General features: G+C 71.7%; 22 protein-coding genes and 1 pseudogene. 10 read left to right on the top strand and 13 right to left on the bottom strand.

What is annotated here, in order from left to right:
* Nucleotides 1-407 precede the first annotated feature (407 nt).
* Together ACFY3I_RS03225 and ACFY3I_RS03220 are read left to right on the top strand one after the other, a co-directional pair.
* Nucleotides 408-1,235 carry a histone protein gene (locus ACFY3I_RS03225; RefSeq protein ID WP_390859090.1) on the top strand — a complete coding sequence of 276 codons (828 nt, stop codon included), beginning with the start codon at nt 408-410 and terminating at the stop codon, nt 1,233-1,235.
* A gap of 4 nt (nt 1,236-1,239) precedes the next feature.
* Nucleotides 1,240-2,250 carry an SRPBCC family protein gene (locus ACFY3I_RS03220; RefSeq protein WP_390859089.1) on the top strand — a complete coding sequence of 337 codons (1,011 nt, stop codon included), beginning with the start codon at nt 1,240-1,242 and terminating at the stop codon, nt 2,248-2,250.
* Between the two features lie 89 nt (nt 2,251-2,339).
* Here the strand turns inward: ACFY3I_RS03220 and ACFY3I_RS03215 are convergent, their stop codons facing one another.
* The 7 genes from ACFY3I_RS03215 to ACFY3I_RS03185 form a co-directional block, all read right to left on the bottom strand.
* Nucleotides 2,340-3,173, bottom strand: a complete 834-nt coding sequence (locus ACFY3I_RS03215) for a YhjD/YihY/BrkB family envelope integrity protein (protein WP_390859088.1) — start codon at nt 3,171-3,173, stop codon at nt 2,340-2,342.
* A 208-nt stretch (nt 3,174-3,381) separates the two neighbouring features.
* Nucleotides 3,382-4,545 carry a PP2C family protein-serine/threonine phosphatase gene (locus ACFY3I_RS03210; RefSeq protein ID WP_390859087.1) on the bottom strand — a complete coding sequence of 388 codons (1,164 nt, stop codon included), beginning with the start codon at nt 4,543-4,545 and terminating at the stop codon, nt 3,382-3,384.
* A gap of 568 nt (nt 4,546-5,113) precedes the next feature.
* Nucleotides 5,114-5,728 carry an alkaline shock response membrane anchor protein AmaP gene (locus ACFY3I_RS03205; RefSeq protein WP_390859086.1) on the bottom strand — a complete coding sequence of 205 codons (615 nt, stop codon included), beginning with the start codon at nt 5,726-5,728 and terminating at the stop codon, nt 5,114-5,116.
* Between the two features lie 29 nt (nt 5,729-5,757).
* Nucleotides 5,758-6,345 (bottom strand): DUF6286 domain-containing protein, encoded by a 588-nt coding sequence (locus tag ACFY3I_RS03200; RefSeq protein WP_390859085.1) that lies wholly within the window; start codon nt 6,343-6,345, stop codon nt 5,758-5,760.
* A gap of 151 nt (nt 6,346-6,496) precedes the next feature.
* Entirely contained in the window at nt 6,497-6,904 is a 408-nt protein-coding gene (locus ACFY3I_RS03195) for an Asp23/Gls24 family envelope stress response protein (RefSeq protein ID WP_390859084.1), read from the bottom strand.
* A complete protein-coding gene (locus tag ACFY3I_RS03190) occupies nt 6,901-7,068 on the bottom strand; it encodes a hypothetical protein (RefSeq protein WP_030645371.1) in 168 nt (55 codons plus the stop codon). Before ACFY3I_RS03190 ends, ACFY3I_RS03195 begins: the two co-directional genes overlap by 4 nt.
* An 85-nt stretch (nt 7,069-7,153) precedes the next feature.
* Nucleotides 7,154-7,645 carry an Asp23/Gls24 family envelope stress response protein gene (locus tag ACFY3I_RS03185; protein WP_390859421.1) on the bottom strand — a complete coding sequence of 164 codons (492 nt, stop codon included), beginning with the start codon at nt 7,643-7,645 and terminating at the stop codon, nt 7,154-7,156.
* A 155-nt stretch (nt 7,646-7,800) separates the two neighbouring features.
* Here ACFY3I_RS03185 and ACFY3I_RS03180 point away from each other — a divergent pair, with 155 nt between their 5' ends.
* Genes ACFY3I_RS03180 through ACFY3I_RS03170 form a run of 3 tightly spaced genes read left to right on the top strand, consistent with a single transcriptional unit; the run spans nt 7,801 to nt 9,427 of the window.
* Nucleotides 7,801-8,391, top strand: coding sequence for an RNA polymerase sigma factor (locus tag ACFY3I_RS03180; protein ID WP_390859083.1), 591 nt, complete (start codon nt 7,801-7,803; stop codon nt 8,389-8,391).
* On the top strand, nt 8,382-9,062 hold the full coding sequence (locus ACFY3I_RS03175; RefSeq protein WP_390859082.1) for a hypothetical protein: 681 nt from the start codon (nt 8,382-8,384) through the stop codon (nt 9,060-9,062). Before ACFY3I_RS03180 ends, ACFY3I_RS03175 begins: the two co-directional genes overlap by 10 nt.
* The gene (locus tag ACFY3I_RS03170; protein ID WP_390859081.1) at nt 9,062-9,427 is read left to right on the top strand and encodes a hypothetical protein; all 366 of its coding nucleotides are present in this window, start codon (nt 9,062-9,064) and stop codon (nt 9,425-9,427) included. The genes ACFY3I_RS03175 and ACFY3I_RS03170 overlap by 1 nt, the downstream gene beginning before the upstream one ends.
* Nucleotides 9,428-10,032: 605 nt before the next feature.
* On the opposite strand, the gene ACFY3I_RS03165 is transcribed toward ACFY3I_RS03170, so the two are convergent.
* Nucleotides 10,033-11,211, bottom strand: a complete 1,179-nt coding sequence (locus tag ACFY3I_RS03165) for a magnesium and cobalt transport protein CorA (RefSeq protein ID WP_390859080.1) — start codon at nt 11,209-11,211, stop codon at nt 10,033-10,035.
* 218 nt (nt 11,212-11,429) lie between these two features.
* On the opposite strand from ACFY3I_RS03165, the gene ACFY3I_RS03160 reads away from it, so the two are divergent.
* On the top strand, nt 11,430-12,542 hold the full coding sequence (locus ACFY3I_RS03160) for a winged helix DNA-binding domain-containing protein (RefSeq protein WP_390859079.1): 1,113 nt from the start codon (nt 11,430-11,432) through the stop codon (nt 12,540-12,542).
* An 83-nt stretch (nt 12,543-12,625) separates the two neighbouring features.
* Nucleotides 12,626-12,910, top strand: a pseudogene (locus ACFY3I_RS03155) (LysR family transcriptional regulator); the annotation flags it as partial.
* A gap of 125 nt (nt 12,911-13,035) precedes the next feature.
* Here the strand turns inward: ACFY3I_RS03155 and ACFY3I_RS03150 are convergent.
* From ACFY3I_RS03150 to ACFY3I_RS03140, 3 genes are all read right to left on the bottom strand, one after another.
* On the bottom strand, nt 13,036-13,827 hold the full coding sequence (locus tag ACFY3I_RS03150) for a S1 family peptidase (protein WP_390859078.1): 792 nt from the start codon (nt 13,825-13,827) through the stop codon (nt 13,036-13,038).
* A gap of 202 nt (nt 13,828-14,029) precedes the next feature.
* Nucleotides 14,030-16,831: an AAA family ATPase gene (locus ACFY3I_RS03145; RefSeq protein ID WP_390859077.1), complete on the bottom strand. Its 2,802-nt coding sequence runs from the start codon at nt 16,829-16,831 to the stop codon at nt 14,030-14,032.
* A gap of 143 nt (nt 16,832-16,974) precedes the next feature.
* The gene (locus tag ACFY3I_RS03140) at nt 16,975-17,808 is read right to left on the bottom strand and encodes a response regulator transcription factor (protein WP_390859076.1); all 834 of its coding nucleotides are present in this window, start codon (nt 17,806-17,808) and stop codon (nt 16,975-16,977) included.
* 128 nt (nt 17,809-17,936) lie between these two features.
* Here ACFY3I_RS03140 and ACFY3I_RS03135 point away from each other — a divergent pair, with 128 nt between their 5' ends.
* Nucleotides 17,937-19,607, top strand: a complete 1,671-nt coding sequence (locus ACFY3I_RS03135) for an AMP-binding protein (RefSeq protein ID WP_390859075.1) — start codon at nt 17,937-17,939, stop codon at nt 19,605-19,607.
* Between the two features lie 2 nt (nt 19,608-19,609).
* Nucleotides 19,610-21,211, top strand: a complete 1,602-nt coding sequence (locus tag ACFY3I_RS03130; RefSeq protein ID WP_390859420.1) for an AMP-binding protein — start codon at nt 19,610-19,612, stop codon at nt 21,209-21,211.
* Nucleotides 21,212-21,223: 12 nt separating this feature from the next.
* Here the strand turns inward: ACFY3I_RS03130 and ACFY3I_RS03125 are convergent, their stop codons facing one another.
* Nucleotides 21,224-21,895, bottom strand: coding sequence for a hypothetical protein (locus ACFY3I_RS03125; protein ID WP_390859074.1), 672 nt, complete (start codon nt 21,893-21,895; stop codon nt 21,224-21,226).
* A gap of 198 nt (nt 21,896-22,093) precedes the next feature.
* On the opposite strand from ACFY3I_RS03125, the gene gcl reads away from it, so the two are divergent.
* A complete protein-coding gene (gene gcl, locus ACFY3I_RS03120) occupies nt 22,094-23,878 on the top strand; it encodes a glyoxylate carboligase (protein ID WP_390859073.1) in 1,785 nt (594 codons plus the stop codon).
* A 196-nt stretch (nt 23,879-24,074) separates the two neighbouring features.
* Here gcl and ACFY3I_RS03115 read toward each other — a convergent pair whose 3' ends face one another.
* Nucleotides 24,075-24,320, bottom strand: coding sequence for a hypothetical protein (locus ACFY3I_RS03115; RefSeq protein WP_365291749.1), 246 nt, complete (start codon nt 24,318-24,320; stop codon nt 24,075-24,077).
* Between the last annotated feature and the right edge of the window lie 271 nt (nt 24,321-24,591).

The following is a 24,591-nucleotide window of genomic DNA, read 5'->3' as shown; positions in this document are numbered from 1 at the left end:
TTCCGGTAGGGGCGGGGATCGGAGAGGCCGAAGGCCCCGGGGCCTCCCCGGCCTTTCCATCGCCCGGTACCTTCCGCGGTGCCGGACCCTGCGAGATGCCGCCGCCCGGGAGCCGATCCTCAACTGCCGCCTTCCAATGGCGAGTCGACGAACCACCCCGCACCTTCCAGCTGCCGCGGTCCTGTTCACCGCCGTCTGAGGCGAGGTGAGTGCCGCTGTCCGGTGAAGTTCCGCTCTCCGCGTGCGGCTGCTGGCGTCTCCGCACAGACTTGGAGAAGCGGAGTGATGAGCGTGGCCGTGGGCCACTGCTCCATTCGAATCCTCCGCCTGCGAGGCGCGAGACCCTTGCGAGGGCGTCCCGCGCAGGCCGGAGCGTACGCCCGGCAGCCCTTCGAAAGGGAAATCCGATGGCTGATGTACCCAAGATCGCTCTCGCCGCCGCCGTTCTCGGTGGGTACGTGCTGGGCCGGACGAAGAAGGGGCGGGTCGCGTTCGGTGCGGCGACCTATCTCGCCGGCCGCCGGTTCGGGCTGGAACCACAACAGTTGCTGACGGAGGGAGTCAAGAGACTGCGAGAGCTTCCCCAGTTCGCCGATCTCAACGAACAGCTGCGCGGCGAGGCGTTGGAAGCGGGGCGCAAGGCGCTGAGCGCGGTCGCCGACCGCAAGCTCGCCGATCTGGCAGGCGCTCTCCACCAGCGCACCGAGCGCGTAGGCGGCAGGGGCGAGGAGGAGGAGCCGCAGGACGAAGACGAAGAGCCGGATGACGAGTACGAGGAGGAAGAGGAGGAGCCCGAGGAGGAAGAGGAAGAGGCCGAAGACGCGTACGAGGAGGACGAGGAAGAAGAACCTGAGGAGGAGTTGGAAGAAGAAGGGGAGGAAGAGGAGGAGCCGCAAGAGCCCGCGCGCCGCCGTCGCGCGGCCCGGCAGCCGGACACGGACCACAAGGGGAGCGCCCGGCACGATCGCGGCCGTGGGCGTCGCCCCGAGAAGCCCGCCGCTCGCGAGGCACCGTCCAAGAAGGCGAGTCCTGCGAGGAAGGCGAGTCCTGCGAGGAAGGCGACTCCTGCCAAGAAGGCGAGTCCTGCCAAGAAGGCGACTCCGGCGAAGAAGGCACCAGGGGCGAGGAAGTCCACGGTCCCGCCCAAGAAGGCCGCGGCGAGGAAGACGACGGCCAAGAAGACGACCGCGAAGAAGACGACCGCGAAGAAGACATCCCCCGGGCGGCGGAGGTAGATCCATGGCCGATCATGCACGCGACTCCAGACGCGAGGAGAGCTCGGGACTTGACCAGCTGCGCGGCGCGTTCAAGAGCTTCGTGGGAGCCCAGGTGGAGAACCTGGCTGACAAGGCTGGCGACAAACTGGGTGACATCACCAGCGGACTCACGGGCGTGGCTGAGAACGGCGGGGTGCTCCCCAAGGCCGGTATGCGGATGCTCCAAGGTGATTCACCGCTGAAGGCTCTGATCGGCGAGAAGGCGAAAAGCGTCAAGGACAACCTGTTCGGCAAGGTCAAAGAGGCGTTCGGCGGCGGCGGAGGCAAGGGCCGTGGGTCCGGCACGACGAAGGTCATGAACATCATTGAGGTGCTGGATGTAGGCATACCGATACGCGACGCCTACGACCACTGGACCCAGTACGAGAAGTTCAGCGGTTTCACCAAGGGCGTCCGCAGCGCCTCCAAGGGCAAGGAGGCCGACAGCGACTGGAAGGTGAAGGTCGGGCCCTCCACCCGCGGATGGAAGGCCACGACCCAGGAACAGATCCCGGACGAACGCATCGTGTGGACCTCGGAGGGGGCCAAGGGCACCACACGCGGCTGTGTCAGCTTTCACGAACTGACTCCCACGCTGACGCGCATCGTCCTGGTCGTCGAGTACTACCCTTCCGGTCTCTTCGAGAAGACCGGCAACATCTGGCGCGCTCAGGGGCGGCGCCTGCGGCTGGATTTCAAGCACTTCCAGCGCTACGTCACCCTCACCAACGAGGAGCCGGAAGGCTGGCGTGGTGAAATCCGCGACGGCGAGGTGGTCCGTACCCACGAGGAGGCCATCGAGGAGGAAGAGGCCGCCGACGAGGAGGAAGGCGCCGAGGACGACACCGACGAGGAATACCCCGAGGACGAGTATCCAGAGGACGAATATCCAGAGGAAGAGGACGAGGAGGAGGAATACGAGGAAGACGAGGACGAACGAGCCGCTGACGGCGAACAGGACGAGGAGGAGCAGGACGAGGAAGAGGAGGAGTGATCACCGGGCCCACGTGGGCGACAGGGACGCGGGACCGTCCACCGGCGAGGTGAGGCGAGTCAAGCGGCCTCGGGCATTGAGGTCCCGTCTCATCCTCGCCGCTTCAGCGCGCACGCCACGCGCGGGAGTTCCTCGTGAAGGAGCCGGCCGACCAGAGCACCGCCGAAGACGACAGTGCCCACACCGACCAGCCAGGACTGGATGACAAGGACGGTGCCAACGGGACCGTAGGTGATGACGCTGGACGCGATCAGCGGCGAGTAGACGAGCCGGGAGAAGACCCTGAGACCGAGCAGCCCGACCGCGGTGGCCACCGCGCCGGGCAGCAGGGCGCGCCAGCGAACCCGTCCGCCGAGCAGTGTGCGCTGCGACCACCAGAAGAACAGGACGGCGCTCAGGGACGCGGCGAACGCCCCGGCCAGGGACTGGGGTCGCAGCGTCGTGGTGGCGGAGGCGAAGAGGTAGCCGACGAGTACGCCGAGCCACACCACGTGGCGCCATCTGGCCCACCAGCGGGCCTGGGGCAGGTCCCAGACCTTTTCGTAGCCGGACTGCACCGCGGCCCCGAAGGTCAGGCCGAAGGCGGCGAGGACGGCGATTCCGAAGGCGGTCGTGGTCCGCAGGGCCTGAGTGGGGCTGGTGAACAACTGCTCCACATGTCTCCTGGCGTTCGTCGACACGCCGAGTCCTTCCCCGAGCCACTGCGCGAATCCCCGGCCATGCTCCGGGTCGGCAGAGGAGACAATGGTCAGCAGCGGGACCAGCGTGAGGAATCCCAGGGCCGCGAAGCCCAGCGAGCGCTGCCCCAGTTGCAGATCGCCGCTGCGGCGCCAGCCGCGTCCGACCGGTGAATGGCCGAACAGACGCCCCAGCCGCTCGAAGAGAGAGGAAGGGCCTGCGGCACTCGGGGACTTCTTCGGCATACCTGTCGACTACCACAGTCGGGATCGGTGCCCCGCGTGGGCGCGACGCGCGGCTTCCCGAACGGCTCAGGAGCGTAGCCGTTGGGGTCGACCTGGTCGGGAGCGAACCGCCTGATCCGCGGGGGCGGCCGTCCTGGGTGGCGGCGGTGATCTCGGGGGGCGGGAGTTGCGTGCCGTCGGCCGTGTCCCTGGGTGTGTGACGGCGGGTTCACTCGAGGAGGGCGAGGCCCTCGGCGGCGCTTCCGCGCCATTCGATCAGCAGGAGTGTCGCATCGTCCGTGGTGATCCCGCCCCGCGCCCGTCGCAGCGTGTGGGAGAGGGAGCGCGCCACCGTCCGGATCTGTCGGGCCGTGGGCTCAAGGCGGTTCACCCACCCGATGAGCTGCTCCTCACCGAACTCCTCGCCGCCGAGATCGCGCTCCTCTATCAGTCCGTCGGTGAAACACATGATCCGGTCGCCGGGGGCGAGATCCGCTTCACTGATCCGGGGTTCGTGACCGCCGAAGCCGATGGGCAGCGTCGTCGGGCCGTGCAGCCGTCGTACGACACGGTGTCCACGGATCAACAGAGGAGCGGGATGCCCGGCGTTGACCCACTGAAGCCTGCCCGTGGCCGTGTTGAGCCGCATCATCTGAGCGGTCACGAAGTGGTCGGGGCCGAACTGCCCGGCGACGGCCCGGTCCATGAACGCATAGATCTCCGACAGGCCGACGCTGATGCGCCGGGCGTGCCGGTACGCTCCGATGACGACCGTGGCCATCGCGGCGGCATCCAGTCCGTGGCCCATCGCGTCGACCATGGCCACATGCAGGACGTCGCCGTTCAGAGCGTAGTCGAAGCTGTCGCCGGCCACGTCGTAGGCGGGTTCCAGCATCCCGGCCAGCTCGACCCGGGGCGTCGACATCGCAAGCGGTGGCAGCAGCGACCACTGGATCTCCGCCGCCACACTCATCGGTTCCCTGCGGCGCAGCCGGAAGAACAGATCGGTGTAACCGTGCTTGGTCACCAGCATGTCGGCCACGAGTGAGGCGAGCCTGCACAGCAGTCGCCGCTCGTCGTCCTGGAGGCGGGCCAGGGTGACGGCCATGACGCCCACCTGGTCGCCACCGTCCAGCAGGGGCAGATAGACCCGCACGCCGCCGGCCTGCGGCACCTCGACGGGACGCGCCTCCTGGAAGGCGCGACCGGCATCGGAGCCGTCGATCGGCTGCGGTTCGCCGGCCGCCAGCCCGTCACCCGGCAGGGGGACGAGCCACACCTGTCCGTAGTCCTGCAAGAAGATCGAGGTCTCGCGGCCGTCGAGCCTGCCGATCTGTCGTGCGACGAGCGGACCGAGCTGATGCGGTGGCAACTCGTGCCCCTGGTCCAACATGACTCCCAGAAACTCCTCCCCGAAGCGCTCCGGCCGGGTGGAGCCCCCCGCGGGTCCCTGCCGCTCACCGCCCGTCAGCGCCGTGGCCCGGGGCGGACGTGCTTGCGGATCTTCAAAGGTGCGGTGCATACGAACTCCCGACGGAGACTCACCGGCCGACGCGGTGTGGAAGTTCCGCCCGGATCGTGGGGGCCGACCCACCGACTCCCCGACGAGTCGAATGTGCGCTCGTACGGCGGTGACCGGCACCACGGCCGTCGAGCGCGCCCCGGCCGAGCCGCGGCGGCTGGTCGGCACCGGCGGCGGCCTCAGCCACCACCGGTGGGCGGGACAGTTGCCCTGCAGAGCGGTGATCCGGGCCGCGGGCAGACCGGCAGACGGCGCCGACCCCGCCAGGACGTGCGCGGCGGCGGACGACGACGGAGAGGTCGATCCGGCGTCGCCGGGCGACGGTGTCTCCCATCGCACCCAGGATGATCATGATCTCTCCTTCGGGGAGTGGTGCCGACGCGCGCGAACTGCTCTGGGCCGCGAGGGCGTCGGCGGGAACGGCCGCGCTCTCTCCTCCCTACTCCACGCGGTGTGGACCGTGGCGGCTGACCTGTAGGCGGACCTCGGCGGGCATGTCGATATCGCCGGTGGACCGACGCGCGGTGCTGAGCGGGCCTTCGCACAGGGCGCCGAGAGTGGCGCCGGGCGCGCCCTCGGGGGTGAGGGTGAGCCTGATGTGCGTGTGGGTGCGGGGGCGGCCCGGCCGGCCGGTGATGAGTACGGCCGCGTGGCCTACCCCTGGCAGGGCACCGGCTTCGTTCGCGATCGCGTCGCTGAGTGCGCGGTCGCGTAGTTCGACGCCCTCCTGTGGGGTGGGTCCGCCGACGGTCAGGGAGCCGGGGCGGCGTCGGCTCAGCTGGGCGAGCAGCCACCACAGGGCGAGCAGGGCGATGAGGGCGAGGGCGGCGATGACCGCGGGCCACCACCACCAGCCCTGGCCGCTCCAGCGGGCCCGGTCGGCGGAGCCGAGCAGGACGTCGGCCGGGTGGGTCAGGGGCCAGCCGGCGGGCGGGGCCAGACCGTGCCGCCGGTAGAGGTCCAGTCCGGCGAAGAGGATGAGCAGTCCGCCGCCGAGGAGGACCAGTCCGGCGAGGGCCAGCAGGGTGCGGTTGAGTGCGGATCGCGGTGTCATGGCGGGCTCCGGTGGCTACGGGTGCTGCGTCAGTGGGAGCCTCGCCGCACCCGTACGGCGATGCGGGGAGGACGTGCGAGGGCCAGTCGGTCGCGTTCCTCGTCGAGGACGGCGGTGAGGTCGTCCCTCACCTGCCGGGGGTCGCGGAAGCGGACGTCCGCGCGAGCTTTGATGCGGTGGCGGCCCACCAGGACGTGCGTCGCGCCGACTCCGGGAACCCGCATGGCGGCGTCACGCAGCAGGAGGGCGGCCCCGTCGCGGTCCACGAAGGCCCGCACCCGCGGGCGGCCGGCGGGGGAGCGCAGGGGCAGCCAACGGCGCTGGCCGGGGGTGAGGGCCAGGACGATCAGCCAGACGCCGACAGCGGCCGCCACGGCGGCGCCCGTCAGTATCCACACGTCGTCCACCGGACGGGTTGCCAGTTCGTCGGCCAGGTGCCGTCGCCAGGCCGCGGCCGGACGTCCCGCCCGTACGGCGACGACGTCGACGAGCGCTGCGACCGCGGCCACGAGGATCACCGCGGCGACCAGCGCCGCCGAGATGCGGCGCGCCGACCACCCACGATGGGTTCGGTGCCCTTCTCCGCGCTCACCGGCCGTGAGGTCCGAGGCGGACACGTCACCCTCCGGGGGGTCGGGCTCCTTTGTCAGCGGTACTGCGGACCGGTCCGCGGACGACACGGAGGCGCGGCCCGCGGGACGTGGATCGGGTGTCATCGCGATCGCCCTTCCTGCACGGTGTGACCGGTGACCCGGGCCGCCCGGCCCGTCAACGGACCCGCCCCCGACGGGAGTCGGCGGCGGTCACCAGCCGCCGGACGGTGAGGAGGACCTCTCCCACCCGCAGCCCGGTCAGCTGGGCGACCCGTTCGGCGACGTCCCGCTGGATCCGCTCGCAGACACGGGGGATGTCGGTGGGGTAGGGCAGGTCCACGGTCAGATGCAGGCGCACCGATCCGCTCCGGACGGCGGCGGAGGCGTCGGGTGCCGCGGATCCGCCCCGATCGTGCGGTACGGCGGCCCGCCGCGACTGCGCCGCGCGCGCGGCCTGCGCGGCGATGCGGGCGACCACCCTGTCCGGGATGAGGGTGGCGCCCCGCTCGGCCGGGGGCGGCAGCCCGCCGGCCGGCGCCGGTGGAACCGACCCCTCGCCGGGGGAACCGGGCCGGGTCTTCACCGCTGCCTCCGTGTCCGGAGGTCGAGGTCGCCCTGTACGACGAGGCCGACGATCAGCCCCGCCGCGCCCAGGACCAGCACCAGCAGAAACGCCCAGAAGCCGCCGAAGTAGCCGGCGAAACCCAGGGCCATGCCGGCTGCGAGGCCGGTCGTCGCTGTGTTCATCTTGCCCTCACCCGTCTCGCGAGTGTGCCCTTGCGCCATGGTCGTCCGCTCATGCCCGAGGACACGGCGGTGGTCCCGGCGGCGGTCACCTGACGCGGCCCTCGTCCGGTTCGGTCTCCTCCTCCTCGTCGTCGGGGAGGTGGACGTCGTCGACGACGATGTTCACCTCGACGACCTCCAGGCCCGTCATCCGCTCCACGGCGTTGATGACGTTGGTGCGCACGCCGCCCGCGACGTCGACGATGGAAACGCCGTACTCGACGACGACGTCCAGGTCCAGTGCGGCCTGCCGCTCACCGACCTCGACCTTGACGCCGCGGGTGACCGCTCCCCCTCCCGCAGCGCCGGGGACGCGTTCCCGCATGGCGCCGAAGGCGCGGGCCATGCCCGCTCCCAGGTTGTAGATGCCCGGTACCTCGCGGGCGGCCATGCCCGCGATCTTGGCCACCACACCGTCGGCGATGGTGGTCCTGCCCCGCGTCTCGGCCGGAGCCCCGGCCCCGGTGCGGCCCTTGAGCGCGCTCACGCCTGTCTCGGGCCGGCTGCTCCTGCCGACACTGGTGATGTTGTCCGTCATGGCGGTCGCCTCGATCGGTCGCTCGGACACCGGTGCGGCGTCCTCCGATGGATTGGACATAGCGGGCGCCATGATCCTCACACTCGGCGAATGTGATGTGGGTCACGTGCTGCCTGTCGGGTACTCGGCAGGTCCAAGCCGTGTGTGAGGGCGTCATGATCGAAAATGCTGTTCTCCCGGCGTCGGGGCATGACCCGTCGGAAGGCGACCTGCCGGACCGACTCCTGGCCGTACGGGCGGCCGAGGGGGACGACGACTCGTTCGCCGTGCTGGTCCAGCGGCACAGCCAGTCCCTGCTGACCCTGGCCCGCTGCATGCTGGGCAACCCGCAGGACGCTGAAGAGGCCGTCCAGGACGCCTTCATCAGCGCTTGGCGTCACCTGCCGGAATACCGGCACGGCGCGGAGTTCCACACCTGGCTGTACCGGATCACCGTCAACCGCTGCCAGACCATGCGACGTCGCAGGCCGCCGCCCGTCCCCCTGGACGCCGTGGCCGAACCCGCGGCGGGCGACGCGTGGAGCCAGCCCGCCCGGGCCGCCGAGCAGGAGGCGGCCACGGCCGCACTGTCCTGCGCACTTGCCGACCTGGACGCCGGACAGCGGGTCTGCTGGATCCTGCGGGAGGTGCAGGGCCTGCCCTACAAGGAGATAGCCGACGTGACGCGCACCGGCGAGCAGACGGTACGCGGCAGACTTTTCAGGGCACGCAGATCCTTGCAGGAGGCGATGGGCCCATGGCGCTGAACGGCCCGCACCCGGGGCCTCCCGGACCCGACGGGTCCCGCGACGTCTCGATCGCCGCCGACTTGCCCCCGTTCGCCGGTGATGAGGTGCTCTCCTGCGGCCGTCTGCTGAGCCGGGTCTGGGAACAGGCACGGGACGCGCCGCCGGCCCCGGACCCGCACTCGGTGTCCTGTCCGCACTGCCGAGAGGCCGTCGACGGACTGGCCACGGTGGACGCGGCTGCCCGGGCGCTGCTCGACAAGGACCCCCCGGGCCTGCGCGCACTCGTCGACCGGGTCATGGACGTCGTCAGGGCCGAGGCCCGGTTCGGGCGACTGCTGCCCCTGGCCGACCCCGACCCCGACCGGGACCGGGACCGGGACCTGCGGATCGCCGAGAGCGCCGCGGCGAAGGTGCTGCGGCAGGCCGCGGACACGGTCCCCGGTTCCCGGGCCGCGACCTGCCGGCTCATACCCGAGGGCAACGGCACCGACGTGCGGGTGACCATGACCCTGGCCGCCGCCCTCGACCGCCCGCTGCCCGACCGGGTCCACCAGGTACGCCGAACGGTCCTTCGCTCGGCCGGACAGGACCTGGGGCTCACGGTGACAGCCGTCGACATCACCGTGGCGGACGTACTGGAACCGGAGCCGACCCAGGGTCCCCGCCTCGCGACGGACGGTGGGGCCTGATGAGCGCCACTCGCACCACCGCGCTCCTCGGCGTAGCGGCCGAGGCGGCCCTCGCGGTTCCTGGCGTGGCCGCCCTGCAACCCCGCCTCGCCCGGCGCCTCGCGGCAGCCGCCGCGCCCACCCGGGCGGACACCACGCGGCCCGAGGCCGGCATCCGCGCCGACCGGGCGCCGGACGGTTCGGGCTGGCACGTCGAGGTGCGCTGCGTCCTGGCAGAGGGACGGCGGGCGCTGGACATCGCCCGAAACGTCCACGACCGGGTGGCGGGCGCCCTCATCACCCACCTCGCCACCCACGGCCTCGCGGAGCCGGTCACCGTCGTGGTCACGGTGACCGAAATCGCCGCCCGGCACGACGCGGCATGAGCGGCGGCGCGGGAACGGGTACCGCGAACCGTCGCTTCCTCGTGCTCCCGCGCACCCCATCGCTCCGCATGGGTCCGCCCGGCCCCGACGTGGAGTACCTGGTGATCACCGAGGGCATTCCGTACACCAGGGGGGCGCATCCGCGCACCGGGAATGATCCCCGCGACCGGGGCCGGCCGCGGGCTCACCGCAGGATGGCGAGGTAGTCCGCGGTCCCCCCGCGCCAATCGATCGACCAGTGTTGCGACGACCGGTCGAGTCCGGGGATCGGACGCCGGTCGTTGTGGGCGGATCACAAGGCCGGCGTCTTTGCGTCACTCTCTGTCACGTGCCTCGGGCAGGCCGGCGCGGCGGAAGCCGGTGAACGGCGAGACACGGCGGGGTCGTTGTGCCTGGCGGACGGCGAGCAGCGGCATTCGATTCTCCCCGGATTCTCCCCAGCGTCGACAGGCGCTCAAAGGGCCAGGTCAAAGGCGTGGCTTCGTGAGGGCGAGGAGATCACCCGCATCACTTCTCCCCAGAGACTCCCCACGGCCGATCCTGAGCCGATCTGCAGCGGATGCGTGAGCAAAGGGTGTACAGGGACTTGAGTGTGGCGCGTGGGGCTAGAGCCAGTCCCGTCGCTTGAAAATCACGTACAGACTGGCGCAAACGACCCCCATGAGGCCGATCGCGAAGGGGTATCCGAAGGTCCATCCCAGCTCAGGCATGTGCTCAAAGTTCATGCCGTAAATAGTTCCTACGAGTGTGGGAGCAAAGAGAATCGCGGCCCAGCTTGAAATCTTCTTGATCTCCTCGTTCTGTTCGAAGCCCGCTTCCGCCAGCGCCCTCATCTCCGCGTTCTGCTGCTGCGTGACCAGGGTCGCGTTGACCGTGAGGATCTCCGTGAGGGCCACTCGGAAGCCGTCGACGCGTTCGCTGATGTGGGTGACGTGGTCGGCGACGTCGCGCAGGTAGCGCTGGAGCTCCTCGTCCGTGTCGTACTTGGCGAACCCGGCGATCAGGTTGTGCAGCATGCCGACCAGGGGCCGGGTGGCGCGCTGGAACTCGACCGTCTCGCGGGAGAGTTCGTAGATGCGGCGGGAGACCTCCGGGTCGCCGCGGAAGACCTCCGTCTCGATCTCGTCGATGTCGTTCTGGACGCCCTCGACGACGGGCACGTAGCCGTCCACCACCGCGTCGAGTATCGCGTAGAGGACCGCCTCGGGGCCCAGCCCCAGCAGGTCGGGGCTGTCCTCCATGCGGTGGCGGACCGCCGAGAGGTCCGGCGCCGCCCCGTGCCGGACCGTGATCACGAAGTCCGGGCCCACGAAGACGTGCAGTTCGGCGAAGTCGACCTCCTCCGGCGCGTCCAGATAGCGGGCGGCGCGCAGGACGACGAACAGGGTCTCGCCGTACCGCTCCAGCTTCGGGCGCTGGTGTGCCTCCATCGCGTCCTCGACCGCCAGCGGATGCAGGTCGAACTCGGCGGCCAGGGAGAGGAGTTCGTCCGAGGTGGGGCGGGCCAGGCCGATCCACGCCATCCCCGAGGGCTGGTCGCGCAGTTCGCGGTAGGTCTCCGCGAGGGTCGCCGGCGTCGACACCCGCACCCCGTCCCGGTACAGCGCCGCGTCCACCACGCTCGGCGGCTCACCCGGCCCCGCCGTTCCGGAGCCCGGCTCCGGCAGTTCGGCCGTGTCCTGCTCGGGCGGCAGGGCGCGGCGCCAGACGGACCTTCTGGCACTCCGCCCGTTCCGGCCGTTCCCGGAGTTCTTCGCGGCCGGGCTGGGGCGTCGCTCGGACATCGCGGCCGCCTCTCGGTGGGGAGTGCTCGGGGGTGTTCCCTGCGATCGTAGTGATCGGATGCGGATCGGTGGGGCCCGGAGGGTCCCGCCGGGCCGAGGAGCACGACAGAAGCAGGGTAGAGGAGCACGACAGAAGCAGGATATACGGGGCATACGGCTGGGAACCGGGGAGGGAAGGCGGTCAGGATCCGTCCTCGGTGGACGCTAGCGTGCGCGTCATGGCGAAGACGTCCCCCGGCCCGCTCCTCGGCAGCCGCGCCCTCAACCGTGCCACCCTCGACCGCCAGTTCCTGCTGCGCCGCTCCCTCCGTTCGGCCGAGGATGCCGTGACGCACCTCGTCGGCCTCCAGGCGCAGAACGTGAAGCCGCCCTACCAGGCACTCGCCGCCCGCCTCGACGGTTTCCGCCCCGATGACCTCTCCCGGCTGATGGCGGACCGCCGGGTCGTGCGGATCGTCACCCTGAGGTCGACCATCCACACCCACACCGCCGACGACGCCCGTACCCTGCGCCCGCTCGTCCAGCCCGCCCGCGACCGGGAGCTGACCGCCTTCCGCAAGGGCCTCGCCGGCGTCGACCTGGGCCGGCTCGCCGCACTCGCCCGCGACCTGGTCGAGGCCGAGCCGCGCACCATGGCCGAACTGCGCCAGGCCCTTCTCGCACAGTGGCCCGAAGCGGACCCGCAGTCCCTGGCCGTCGCCGCCCGCTGCACCCTGCCCCTCGTCCAGGTTCCCCCACGGGGCCTGTGGGGCCGGTCCGGGCGGGTCGCCCTGACGACCGCCGAGCACTGGCTGGGCCGTCCCGCCGCGCCCGCCCCGGCGCCGGACGGGACCGTGCTGCGCTATCTCGCCGCCTTCGGACCGGCCTCCGTCAAGGACATGCAGACCTGGGCCGGACTGACCCGGCTGCGCGAGGTCTTCGAACGGCTCCGGCCCCGCCTCCTCACCTTCCGGGACGCGCGCGGCGTCGAACTCTTCGACCTGCCCGACGCCCCCCGCCCCGACCCCGAGACCCCCGCCCCGCCGCGTTTCCTGCCCGAGTACGACAACCTCCTCCTCTCGCACGCCGACCGCACCCGGGTCGTCCCGCCCGAGCACCGGGGCCGCCTGTGGCAGGGCAACCAGCCCCACCGCGCCCTGCTCGTCGACGGTTTCCTGGCGGGCGCGTGGAAGCCCGTGGACGACACCCTGGTCGTCGAGACCTTCGGGCCGCTGAGCCGGGCCGAGCGGACGGCGGTGCTGGCGGAGGGTGAGCGGATGACGGCCACCCTGCACCCCGGTACGCCGTACGACATCCGGTTCGGGACGGTCGTACCCTCTTCGGGCCGTTGACCTCTCGTCCGCCCGGTCCGTCACCCCCGCATCCGCGCCACTCGTTCAGAGCACATTCAGACGGTGCCTCTAGAGTCGGGGCCATGGAACTGCGGCAGCTCACCTACTTCGTCGCCGTCGCCGAGGAGTTGCACTTCGGGAGGGCCGCCGGCCGGCTGCACATCGTGCAGTCCGCGGTGAGCATGCAGATACAGCGGCTGGAGCGGGAGCTGGGCGCCGAACTGTTCGACCGTTCGCCGCGCCGGGTGCGGCTCACCGGCGCGGGGGAGCGGCTGCTGCCCGAGGCGCGGGCGGTGCTGGCGGCGGCCGAGAAGGCCCGGGCCGCCGTCGCCCCGCCGGGCGCCGCCGGCACCGGCCCGGGAACGGCGGGGATCGGCCCGCCCGCCGACAAGTAGCCGGTCCGGGACGTGGATAGGGGGCGCTGCGGGCTGCTCGTGGAAGCCCGCAACGCCCCCCGGTCACTCACCCGGGCGATGCCCGGGAGGTCTTCTGGTTACGAGTCGACCTGTGCGGTCACCAGGTTCGAGAAGGTGGTCAGCCGGGTGTAGACACCCGGGTAACCGGCCTCCGCGCACCCCTCTCCCCAGGAAGTGATCCCTGCCAGGACGCCCCCGATGAGCAGGGGACCGCCGCTGTCGCCCTGGCAGGTGTCTACGCCGCCGGACGTGTATCCGGCGCAAACCATGTCGGTCTGGACGAAGTCCGAACCGTAGGAGCTCTTGCAGCTGGTGTCGGACACGACCGGGACGGTCGCCGTCCGCAGCTGGTTGGAGGAGCTGCCGTTCTCCGAGGTGGTGCCCCAGCCGAGGATGCGGGCCGTGGTGCCGGCCGCGTACAGGCTGGTCTGGGAGGAGGTGACGTACGAGGCCGGGGTGTACGGCATCGCCGTCGAGAGGGTCAGGACGGACACGTCGTCGCCGTTGGTGGCGTCCGTGTAGTCCGGGTTGATCCAGATCTTGCCGACCCGGCTCACCGTGCCGTTGGTGCCGTTCAGGTTCGTCCGGCCGCCGACCACGCGGACGCTGCTGGTGGTCTCGCCCTCCATGCAGTGAGCCGCGGTGACCACCTTGGTGGCCGAGACCAGGGTGCCGCCGCAGAACTGGCTGCCCGACGCGTCCGTGATCTGCATCATGAACGGGTACGCGGTCGTCGTGGTCGTCGTGCCGCCGACGATCGGCTGCGGGGCTGCTGACGCGGTGGGGGACGCGATCAGCGCAGTCGCTGCGGCGGCAGCCGTCGCCGCCAGCACGGCGGCGGTCTGTCTGGCGCGGTTTGGCCCGAACATGAGTCTCCTCAGTGGGGGTTGCCGGTGGGGGGTCGCGCGGGCGTGGGGGGAGCACGGGGGTCGCGGGACCGACCCCCGTATGCCCGGGCGAGCGGCACATCCATAAGCTAGAACGCGGAACCCCACCCTCCCAATGAGGGAACCCCCTAGGGGGATGGGGGAGGGAAAACCCTCGGTCCGCCTCAGTTAACCGGGAGCGCTCTCACTTCGCGCGCCGCCCTGCCGCCAAACGGACTATGTCCACCCGCGATCGTATGCCCAGCTTGCGGTAGACCCGGGTCAGGGTCGCCTCCACCGTCTTGACGCTGACGAACAGCCGGGCGGCGATCTCCCGGTTGGTGGCGCCCTCCATGACCAGCGCGGCGACCTGACGCTCCATCGCGGCCAGCCCGTCCAGGGCGTCCAGCGCGGCCGGCGCCTCGACCGGCGGCTCCGGGGCCGACACGGCCTCGTCCACCTGGCGCAGCCACGGCAGCGCCCGGCACCGGCGGAACAGCCGGGTGGCCTCGTCGTACGCCGTGGGGGAGCGCCGCTCGCGCAGCGAGGCCAGCGCGAACGCGGCCCGGGCCTCCTCCAGGCCGTAGCCCAGTTTGGCGAACCGGTCCTGAGCCGAGGTCAGCTGGGCGACGGCCGCCTCGTGCTCCCCGTGCGCCGCCCGGACCAGCGCCTCGGCCCGGTCCAGCACGGCGAGGACACTCTCCCGGCCGAGTCTGAGCGCGTGCTCCCGGGTGACGTCGATGACGTCCTGCGCCTCGGCGGTCTCACCCACCCGGACCAGTGCCTCGGCCAGGTCGCCCTGCCAGCGGCCGCGGGCCGGGTCGGTGATGCCGAGGCTCCGCTCCAGCTCCCGCACCCGGCGCAGCGAGCGCACCGTGCCCGCCGGGTCGCCCGCCACCAACTGGGCGTATCCGAGGGCGCCGAGCGCCCGGGACAGGTACATGGTGTCGCCGTCCTGCTCGGCGTGGTCCACCGCCTCCCGGGCCAGCGCGAGCCCCCGGTCCACGTCTCCGCCGGAGGACTCGGCCAGTGAGGTGAGCATCGCCGAGGCGGTCTCGCCGATCCCGCAGTCATGGGCCAGGTGCAGGCCCTCGCGGGCCAGGTCGAGCGCCCGGCCGCAGTGCCCGGAGCGCAGTTCGGTCTCGGCGAGCCCGCGCAGGAAGTGCACCTCGCTCTCCACCTGGCCGCGTCGGCGCACCTCGCGCAGCAGCGCGGTGACCGTGGTCCGCGCCTCGGCCAGCTGGTCGCCCATCACCAGCCAGCGGAACCGGGCGCTGCCGGCCCCGTTGTGATGGCACGACACGCTGGGGTCCTGCGGTTCGCGCAGCGCGCGCTTGATGGTGGCCGGTGCCCCCGGATGGCCCATCAGGGTCTCGACCTGCGCCTGCAGGGAGAGCGCGAGCAACTCGGTGCGCCGGTCCTCGCCGCGTGCCGCGAGGCCCGCGGAGTGCGCGGCCGCCCGCCGGGCCTCGGTGAAGTCGCCCTCCACGATCAGGGCCCGCCAGGCCAGCTGGTAGTGGACCTTGCCGAGCAGCCGCGGGTCGTCGCCGGCGTCGGCGAGGGCGTGCGGGAAGGCCGCGTCGACCTCGGTCATGGTGTGGCCGGCGGAATCGATCACCAGGATCCAGGCCCGTACCCGGTCGACGGGCCGGGTGGCCCGGGTGAGCACCTCGCGTGCGATGTCCTGGGCGAGGTCCACCTCGCCGGCGCTGATCGCGTCCTCGGCGGCCCGCAGCCGCCGCTCGTCCGGGCCGGGCCGGTTGTCACCGGGGGTGTGCCGGGCGGCGAGCAGCCCGAGCTGCGCGGCCACCGAGGGCGCCCCCCGGTCCCGGGCCTGGGCCGCGGCCTCGGCGAGCCGGGCGGCCACCTCAGGGTCGGTGCCGGTGGCGGCCAGGGCCAGGTGCCGGGCCCGTTCGATCGGGTCGGAGGCGGCCGTGGACAGTGCCGCGTGCGCGGCCCGCCGCTCCTGGGCGGGCGCCTCGGCGTACAGCGCGGCGGAGATGAGCGGGTGCGCGAAGCGCACGGCGGGGCCTTCCGGCTCGGTGGCCAGCAGCCCGAGTTCGGCCGCCTGGGCGCACTCGGCCTCGGCGTTCTCCCGGCCGGCCGCGTGCAGCAGGGCGTGGGTGGGCCGGGCGCCGGCACTGGCCACCAGGAGGGTGCGGCGGGCCTCCACGGAGAGCATGTCCAGGCGGGTGAGGACCAGGGCACGCAGCGAGGTCGGCACCGGCAGTGGCTCGCCGGGCCGGGGCGGGGTGGGGTTCTCGGCGAGGGCGCGGCCGAGCTCCAGGGCGAACAGCGGGTTGCCGCCGCTGGTGCGGTGGATCTCCCGGACCGCGGCCCGGGTCAGCGCCGCGTGTCCGCGGAGGTCGAGGAGGTCGGCGACCTGGGCGCGGGTGAGCGGGCCGAGGCGCACGGCGACGGTGTCCGGCGGTGACGCGCGTAGGTGGCGGTCGTACTCCTGGCCCTCGGTGCGGACCGCGCAGAGCAGTTGGACGGGGGTGCCGCCGAGGCGGCGGGCGGCGAAGCCGAGGAGTTCGGCGCTGGCCGGATCCAGCCACTGGAGGTCGTCGGCGACGATCAGCACGGGCCCGTCGGCGGCCAGCACGCGCAGCGTGGAGAGCACCGCGAGGCGCAGGGCGAGGCCGTCGCGCTGGAGGGTGGACTCGCCGCGGCCGGTGAGCGCCGACTCCAGGGCGGTGCGCTGGGCGCCGGGCAGGTGGGGCGCGACCTCGTCGAGGACCAGTCCGAAGAGGTCGGCGAGGGCCAGAAACGGAAGGTGGGATTCGGACTCGGTGGCCGAGCAGCGCAGCACGGTGCGGGCGGCACCGGAGTATTCGGTCTCCAGGGCTCGCAGGACGGTGGATTTCCCAATTCCGGCGGGCCCGTGCAGGAGCACGCTGCCGCCCGAGGCGAGCTGGTCACGGGCGGCCGACAACAGCTCCGCCCGGCCGATGACCAGGTCGGGGCGGCATCGGGCAGGCTCCTGGAAGTCCCGTCGCACGGTCACCGCTCCCCTCGTGTGTCGTGTTCGGGCCAAATTCTAGGCAACGAACCCCGAAATCCGGTCGAACGCCATGGTGAGGGAAATAACAGCGGCCTTGCATCGGGTAATTCAAAGCGCGCATGCATGAATGGAATGGGTTCCCTCCGCTACGGCAACAACCCCGTCCGACGAGCCGCCGACACCGCCTCCCCCCGCGTGTGCGCGCCCAGTTTCCGCATCGCCGAGCGCAGGTACCCCTTGACCGTCTCGGGCCGCAGCCCCAGCCGTTCGGCCACCACCGCGTTGGTCGCACCGGCCGCAACCCAGGCCAGCACATCCAGCTCCCGGGGCGCCAGCGGCCTCTCGGCCGCGGGTGCCTGGGCGGTCAACAGTCCGCAGGCGGCCAGCAGTTCGGCGCGCAGTCCGGGGTCGGAGATCCGCGGGGCCAGCGCCCGCAGCGCGGCATGCGCCTCCCGCACCTGCTCCCAGGCCGCGCCCGGCCCCGGTACCGCCGCGGGATGGGGCCGCGCCGCCGCCAGCAGGCCGCGCACCTCGTCCCGGACGACCAGCGCCTGTTCCACGTCCCGTGCCGCCGCCACCGCCGCGCCGAGCGTGCGGTCGCCCAGCGGTTCGGCGGTGCGCAGCGCCCCGTACAGCACGCCCCGCACCCGGCGCCGTACCACCACCGGCACCGCGAGGACCGAGCGGATGCCCTCGGCCGCCACCGGGATGTCGTACTCGTGGCTGATCTGCCGGGAGACCGAGTAGTCGGTGACCGCGCACGGACGGGCCAGCAGCACCGCCCGGCCGCCCAGGCCGTTGCCGGAGGTGACCGCGAGCGAGCGCAGGGCGGCCGTGTTGGTGCCGGTCAGCTCGCTGATCCGGACCTGCGGCCGGCCGGCGTCGACCAGTCCGCCGAAGGCGATCGGGAGCCCGGTGGCGCGCCGGAGTCTGGCCAGCGCACCGCGTATCTCCACCGCCCCGGCGACCTCTGCTGCCACCTGCCCTGCTCCTTCGACCCCGGTCTCGTGCTGTCCGCACCCCCGTTCGGGGGTAGTGAGACCTGCATCACGGATTACACGATGCCAGAGAGCCGCCCGGCAATGGTCCGGTACCGAAGGAGACGCGAATGACGAGTGCGACGGAGGACTTCCGCAGGGCACGGGACTTCCTGCTGGAACACCGTACGGACTACGCAGCCGCCTACGAGGGCTTCGTGTGGCCGCGTCCGGACCATTTCAACTGGGCGCTCGACTGGTTCGACGTCATCGCCGAGGGCAACGACCGCACCGCCCTGCACATCGTCGAGGAGGACGGCACCGAGACGAAGCTGTCCTTCGCCGAACTGTCCGAGCGTTCCGACCGGGTCGCGGTCCACCTGCGGGCGCGGGGCGTCGAGCCGGAGGACCGCGTCCTCGTCATGCTCGGCAACCAGGCCGAGCTGTGGGAGACCGCGCTGGCCGCGATGAAGCTGCGCGCCGTCGTCATCCCGGCCACGCCGCTGCTCGGCCCCGCCGACCTGCGCGACCGCGTGGACCGGGGCCGGGTGAAGCACGTGATCGCGCGCGCCGGGGACGCCGTCAAGTTCGCGGAGGTCGCGGGGACGTACACCAGGATCACGGTGGGCGGCCTCGCGGAGGGCTGGGAGGCGTACGAGGACGCGTACGCCGCGGACCCCGGGTTCGTGCCGGACGGGCCGACGCTCGCCGACGACCCGCTGATGCTCTACTTCACCTCCGGCACCACCGCCCGGCCCAAACTGGTCGAGCACACCCACACCTCGTACCCCATCGGACACCTGGCCACCCTGTACTGGATCGGTCTCAGGCCCGGCGACGTGCACCTGAACATCTCCTCGCCGGGCTGGGCCAAGCACGCCTGGTCGAACCTGTTCGCGCCGTGGAACGCGGAGGCGACCGTCTTCATCCACAACTACAGCCGGTTCGACGCGGGCCGGCTGATGGCCGAGATGGACCGGCACGGGGTGACGTCCTTCTGCGCCCCGCCGACGGTGTGGCGGATGCTGATCCAGGCCGACCTGACCCAGCTGCGCACCCCGCCCCGCGAGGTGGTGGCGGCCGGCGAGCCGCTCAACCCCGAGGTGATCGAGCAGGTCAGGCGGGCCTGGAACGTCACCGTGCGGGACGGGTTCGGGCAGACGGAGACGGCCGTGCAGGTCTCCAACAGCCCCGGGCAGCCGCTGAAGACGGGCTCCATGGGCCGTCCCAGCCCGGGATACCGCGTCGAGCTGCTCGACCCGGTGTCGGGTGCGCCGGGCGCCACGGAGGGCGAGATCGCCCTGGACCTGTCGGTACTGCCGGTGGGCCTGATGACCGGGTACCACGGGGACGCGGACCGCACGGCGGAGGCGATGGCCGGCGGCTACTACCGCACCGGTGACATCGGCTCCCGGGACGAGGACGGCTACATCACCTACGTGGGCCGCGCGGACGACGTGTTCAAGGCGTCCGACTACAAGATCAGCCCGTTCGAGCTGGAGAGCGCGCTGCTCGAACACGAGGCGGTGGCCGAGGCGGCCGTCGTCCCGGCGCCGGACGAACTGCGGCTGGCCGTGCCCAAGGCGTACGTCGTGCTGGCCGAGGGCTGGGAGCCGGGCCCGGACACCGCCAAGATGCTGTTCGAGCACTCCCGTCAGGTCCTGGCCCCCTACAAGCGGGTTCGCAGGCTGGAGTTCGGGGAACTGCCCAAGACCGTCTCCGGCAAGATCCGCCGGATCGAACTGCGCGAGGCCACCGCTGCCGGGGCGACCGACGAGTACCGCGAGGAGGACTTCCGGTGAGCATCTCCTACACGCACGGCACGAGCGCCACCACGCTGCTCGGCGACACCATCGGCGCCAACCTCGACCGGGCCGTCGCGGCCTGGCCGGACCGCGAGGCGCTCGTCGACGTGCCGTCCGGGCGCCGCTGGACGTACCGCGAGTTCGGCGCGGACGTCGACCGGCTGGCGTGCGCCCTGCTGGCGAGCGGGGTCGCCAAGGGCGACCGGGTGGGTGTCTGGGCGGTCAACTGCGCCGAGTGGATGCTGGTGCAGTACGCCACCGCGCGGATCGGCGCCATCATGGTCAACATCAACCCCGCGTACCGCACCCACGAGGTCGAGTACGTCCTCAACCAGGCGGGGATCTCCCTGCTGTTCGCCTCCCTCAGCCACAAGGGCAGCGACTACCGGGCGATGGTCGAGGAAGTGCGGGGCCGGTGCCCGCAGTTGCGGGAGACCGTTTACATCGGGGATCCGAGCTGGGAGACGCTGACCGCGCGCGGCACGGCCGACGCCAGTGGTGGACTCACGGCCCGCGCGGCGGAGCTGTCCTGCGACGACCCCATCAACATCCAGTACACCTCGGGCACCACCGGCTTTCCGAAGGGCGCCACCCTCTCCCACCACAACATCCTGAACAACGGCTACTTCGTGGGGGAGTTGGTCAACTACACCGAGCAGGACCGGATCTGCGTCCCGGTGCCCTTCTACCACTGCTTCGGCATGGTGATGGGGAACCTGGCCGCCACCTCGCACGGCGCCTGCATCGTGATCCCGGCCCCGTCCTTCGAGCCGAAGGCCACGCTGGAGGCGGTCCAGCGGGAGCGCTGCACCTCGCTGTACGGCGTACCGACCATGTTCATCGCCGAGTTGAACCTCCCCGACTTCGCCTCGTACGACCTCTCGACGCTGCGCACCGGCATCATGGCGGGCTCGCCCTGCCCGGTCGAGGTGATGAAGCGGGTGGTCGCGGAGATGCACATGGCGGAGGTCTCCATCTGCTACGGCATGACCGAGACCAGCCCGGTGTCCCTGCAGACCCGCATCGACGACGACCTGGAGCACCGCACCGGAACGGTCGGCCGCGTGCTGCCGCACCTGGAGGTCAAGGTCGTCGACCCGGCCACGGGGGTCACCCTGCCCCGGGGCGCGGCGGGCGAACTGTGCACCCGGGGCTACAGCGTGATGCTCGGCTACTGGAACGAGCCCGACAAGACCGCGGAGGCCGTCGACCCGGGACGCTGGATGCACACCGGCGACCTGGCGACGATGCGTGCCGACGGGTACGTGGAGATCGTCGGCCGGATCAAGGACATGATCATCCGGGGTGGCGAGAACATCTACCCGCGCGAGATCGAGGAGTTCCTCTACGGCCACCCGAAGGTCCGTGACGTCCAGGTGGTCGGGGTGCCGCACGAGCGGTACGGCGAGGAGGTCCTCGCCTGCGTCGTCCCGCACGACCCCGCCGCGCCCCCGACCCTGGAGGAGCTGCGCGCCTTCTGCGCGGGCCGCCTGGCCCACTACAAGGCGCCGAGCCGGATCCAGATCCTGGAGGCCTTTCCCATGACGGTGTCGGGGAAGGTCCGGAAGATCGAACTGAGGGAGCGGTTCAGCGCCTCGTAGCGACGCGGCCGGTCAGCCGCCCGCGGCACGCAGGTCGTCGGCGGGACGGTTGACCGGCTGCGGTGTCCCCGTGAGGTCCAGGACGAACAGCGCCACGCCGAGCGCGTCGGCCCGGTCGCGGGCGTCCTGCTCGTACCCCGCGAGGGAGAAGCAGACGCAGTCCGAGTCCTCGGTCATCGCCGTCAGCCACAGGCACTCCACGTCCCGCGGCGAGGTCGGCCGCAGGTCCGGGTTCACCTGGGCGACCAGGCCGTGTGCGGCCAGCCCGATGCCGGACGGCGGCCGCTGGTCGGCGCGGCGGATGTCCCGGTGGCCGAGCCAGCGCAGATAGAGCGCGGCGGCGGTGACCGCGTCCCGCGAGGTCCGGATCGTGACCGGCCGGAAGGGCGGCCGGGGTTCGGGTGCGGGCGCCGGGGCCGAGCCGGTCCCGGCGAGCGGCACGCGCAGCACCGTCCCGCACGGGCAGCCCAGCTCCGGCTGCGGCCACTGGTCCCGGCGGCCGCAGGAGCCGCAGCTCACCGTGACCCATTCCTCGTCCCAGGCGCGGTGCGCCACCCGCGCGGGCTTCGCCCCGCCGTCGAGGGACGGGGTGACCGGGGCGCCGCAGGCGCACGGGTACGACGGCGCGGTGTAGACGTGCTCGCGTCGGCAGGCAGGACAGCGCACCGGCACGGTCTCGGACATGGCCCCACCCCAGGCGTCGCGTCGCTTCGGCCGTCCCATGGTGCTCCTGCCGGGGCCCGGCTGTCCCTCTCTTGACGACGTTTGCCCCCCGACCTACATTGATTCCAGATAGTAGAAGTAATTTTCCATCATACGGAATTCAGCTCACCGCGGGGCGCGACGGGAGCCGGCATCCGACAGTCGGAGCAGGAGTACTCGATGGCTCGAATGACCGCTGCCCGCGCGGCAGTTGAGATCCTCAAGCGGGAGGGCGTCAGCGCCGCGTTCGGGGTGCCGGGCGCGGCGATCAACCCGTTCTACGCGGCACTCAAGGCCTCCGGAGGCATCAACCACACCCTCGCCCGGCATGTCGAGGGCGCCTCGCACATGGCCGAGGGGTACACCCGGACCCGCCCCGGCAACATCGGCGTCTGCATCGGCACGTCCGGACCCGCCGGCACCGACATGATCACCGGGCTGTACTCGGCCACCGGTGACTCCGTCCCGATCCTCTGCATCACCGGCCAGGCCCCGACCGCGGTGATCCACAAGGAGGACTTCCAGGCCGTCGACATCGCCTCGATCGCGGGGCCGGTGACCAAGATGGCGGTCACCGTGCTGGAGGCGGCCCAGGTCCCGGGCGTCTTCCAGCAGGCCTTCCACCTGATGCGCTCCGGCCGGCCCGGCCCGGTCCTGGTCGACCTGCCGATCGACGTCCAGCTCACCGAGATCGAGTTCGACCCGGAGACCTACGAGCCGCTGCCGGTCTACAAGCCGGCCGCGAGCCGCGCCCAGATCGAGAAGGCGATCGGCCTGCTGAACGCGTCCGAGCGGCCGCTGATCGTCGCGGGCGGCGGGGTCATCAACGCGGACGCGGCGGAACTCCTGGTGGAGTTCGCCGAGTTGACCGGAACCCCGGTCGTCCCCACCCTGATGGGCTGGGGCGTGCTCCCCGACGACCACGAGCTGAACGCCGGCATGGTGGGCCTGCAGACCTCGCACCGCTACGGCAACGCGACCTTCCTGGAGTCCGACTTCGTCCTCGGGATCGGCAACCGCTGGGCCAACCGCCACACCGGCAGGCTGGACGTCTACACGGCCGGCCGCACCTTCGTGCACGTCGACATCGAGCCCACCCAGATCGGCAGGATCTTCGCCCCCGACTACGGCATCGCCTCCGACGCCGGGGCGGCGCTGGAGCTCTTCGTCGAGGTGGCACGGGAGTTGAGGGCGGCGGGCCGGCTCCCCGACCGGAGCGCGTGGGCCGCCGCGGCCCAGGAGAGGAAGGCCACCCTCCAGCGCCGTACCCACTTCGACGACATCCCGATCAAGCCGCAGCGCGTCTACGAGGAGATGAACAAGGCCTTCGGTCCGGAGACCCGGTACGTCTCCACGATCGGCCTCTCGCAGATCGCCGGCGCGCAGATGCTGCACGTCTTCCGGCCGCGGCACTGGATCAACTGCGGCCAGGCCGGGCCGCTCGGCTGGACGATCCCGGCCGCGCTGGGCGTGGCCAAGGCCGACCCCGAGGCCTCGGTGGTCGCCCTCTCCGGCGACTACGACTTCCAGTTCATGCTGGAGGAGCTGGCCGTCGGAGCGCAGCACAGGATCCCGTACGTGCACGTCCTGGTCAACAACTCCTACCTGGGCCTGATCCGCCAGGCGCAGCGGGCGTTCGACATCGACTTCCAGGTCAACCTGGAGTTCGAGAACATCAACTCGCCCGAGCTGGGCGTCTACGGCGTCGACCACGTGAAGGTCGCCGAGGGGCTCGGCTGCAAGGCGATCCGGGTCACCGACCCGAACGAACTGGGCGCTGCCTTCGAGCAGGCCAGGAAGCTGGCGCAGGAGCACCGGGTGCCGGTGGTGGTGGAGGCGATCCTGGAGCGGGTCACCAACATCTCGATGTCCACGACCAACGACATCGGCAACGTCGTCGAGTTCGAGGAGATCGCGACCGAGCCCGGCCACGCGCCGACGTCGATCAGGACGCTGAAGGCCTGAACCGGTCCCCACGCGAGCGGGCGGCCCATCCGAAAGGACGGGCCGCCCGCTTCGCGCTGTGGGTGACACGGGGGCCGCCGCCCCCGTGCCGGCGGCCTCCGTGTGCAGTGAATATGCCCCATGACCGGTGCGGTCGAAGCATGTTGAACATGATTCAGAGCTTGATTTGAGGATTCGCCGTCCGCTTCACCCGGGTTCAGGGGCTTTCCGGATGTTCGGCGAGTCCCGGCCAGTCGTCCGGCCCGCCGCCCTGCCACTCGATGAGATCGCTCTCCTCGACCTCGATGCGGTCCAGGTCGGCCATCCGCAGGATCTCGACCACGTCGTCGAGGTGCGAGGCGATCCCCAGGGTCACCTCCCCCTCGGTGACCCGCCGGGAACCGTCCAGGGCGGGGGCGTGCACGACGATACGGGGGAACTCCGTCGGTGGGTGTGCAGTCATGCCTTCAGCGTGCTGCGCGACCGGCGGATGCGCACGCCGAAGCGCCGAGAGCGCCGGGGCGCCGGACATGGGTGGTTCCGTGTCCGGCGCCCCGGCGCTCTCGGCGACGGTTCCGCGTCTGTGGCCGTCCGACGGCGCGAGGCCGGGCGCGACAGGTCGTTCGCGCCGCCGGACGGGGTCCGCTACGGCTGGGACCGCGGCGGGTGCGACGGAACCGGGCGGCCTTCCCTCAGGTCGAGAAGGGCGTTCCGGTCCTTCACCACCGCACTGG

The sequence above is a fragment of the Streptomyces sp. NPDC001068 genome (assembly GCF_042897315.1).
Lineage (GTDB): Bacteria > Actinomycetota > Actinomycetes > Streptomycetales > Streptomycetaceae > Streptomyces.
The sequence above is the reverse complement of the archived record's forward strand: the minus strand, read 5'-3'. Positions and strand labels throughout refer to the sequence as shown.

What these genes read in the sequence shown, in the direction of transcription:
- ACFY3I_RS03225 (WP_390859090.1), top strand. Translation starts at nt 408, where the DNA reads ATGGCTGATGTACCCAAGATCGCTCTCGCCGCCGCCGTTCTCGGTGGG.
- ACFY3I_RS03220 (WP_390859089.1), top strand. Translation starts at nt 1,240, where the DNA reads ATGGCCGATCATGCACGCGACTCCAGACGCGAGGAGAGCTCGGGACTT.
- ACFY3I_RS03215 (WP_390859088.1), bottom strand. Translation starts at nt 3,173, where the DNA reads ATGCCGAAGAAGTCCCCGAGTGCCGCAGGCCCTTCCTCTCTCTTCGAG.
- ACFY3I_RS03210 (WP_390859087.1), bottom strand. Translation starts at nt 4,545, where the DNA reads ATGTTGGACCAGGGGCACGAGTTGCCACCGCATCAGCTCGGTCCGCTC.
- ACFY3I_RS03205 (WP_390859086.1), bottom strand. Translation starts at nt 5,728, where the DNA reads ATGACACCGCGATCCGCACTCAACCGCACCCTGCTGGCCCTCGCCGGA.
- ACFY3I_RS03190 (WP_030645371.1), bottom strand. Translation starts at nt 7,068, where the DNA reads ATGAACACAGCGACGACCGGCCTCGCAGCCGGCATGGCCCTGGGTTTC.
- ACFY3I_RS03185 (WP_390859421.1), bottom strand. Translation starts at nt 7,645, where the DNA reads ATGACGGACAACATCACCAGTGTCGGCAGGAGCAGCCGGCCCGAGACA.
- ACFY3I_RS03180 (WP_390859083.1), top strand. Translation starts at nt 7,801, where the DNA reads ATGATCGAAAATGCTGTTCTCCCGGCGTCGGGGCATGACCCGTCGGAA.
- ACFY3I_RS03175 (WP_390859082.1), top strand. Translation starts at nt 8,382, where the DNA reads ATGGCGCTGAACGGCCCGCACCCGGGGCCTCCCGGACCCGACGGGTCC.
- ACFY3I_RS03170 (WP_390859081.1), top strand. Translation starts at nt 9,062, where the DNA reads ATGAGCGCCACTCGCACCACCGCGCTCCTCGGCGTAGCGGCCGAGGCG.
- ACFY3I_RS03165 (WP_390859080.1), bottom strand. Translation starts at nt 11,211, where the DNA reads ATGTCCGAGCGACGCCCCAGCCCGGCCGCGAAGAACTCCGGGAACGGC.
- ACFY3I_RS03160 (WP_390859079.1), top strand. Translation starts at nt 11,430, where the DNA reads ATGGCGAAGACGTCCCCCGGCCCGCTCCTCGGCAGCCGCGCCCTCAAC.
- ACFY3I_RS03150 (WP_390859078.1), bottom strand. Translation starts at nt 13,827, where the DNA reads ATGTTCGGGCCAAACCGCGCCAGACAGACCGCCGCCGTGCTGGCGGCG.
- ACFY3I_RS03135 (WP_390859075.1), top strand. Translation starts at nt 17,937, where the DNA reads ATGACGAGTGCGACGGAGGACTTCCGCAGGGCACGGGACTTCCTGCTG.
- ACFY3I_RS03125 (WP_390859074.1), bottom strand. Translation starts at nt 21,895, where the DNA reads ATGTCCGAGACCGTGCCGGTGCGCTGTCCTGCCTGCCGACGCGAGCAC.
- gcl (WP_390859073.1), top strand. Translation starts at nt 22,094, where the DNA reads ATGGCTCGAATGACCGCTGCCCGCGCGGCAGTTGAGATCCTCAAGCGG.
- ACFY3I_RS03115 (WP_365291749.1), bottom strand. Translation starts at nt 24,320, where the DNA reads ATGACTGCACACCCACCGACGGAGTTCCCCCGTATCGTCGTGCACGCC.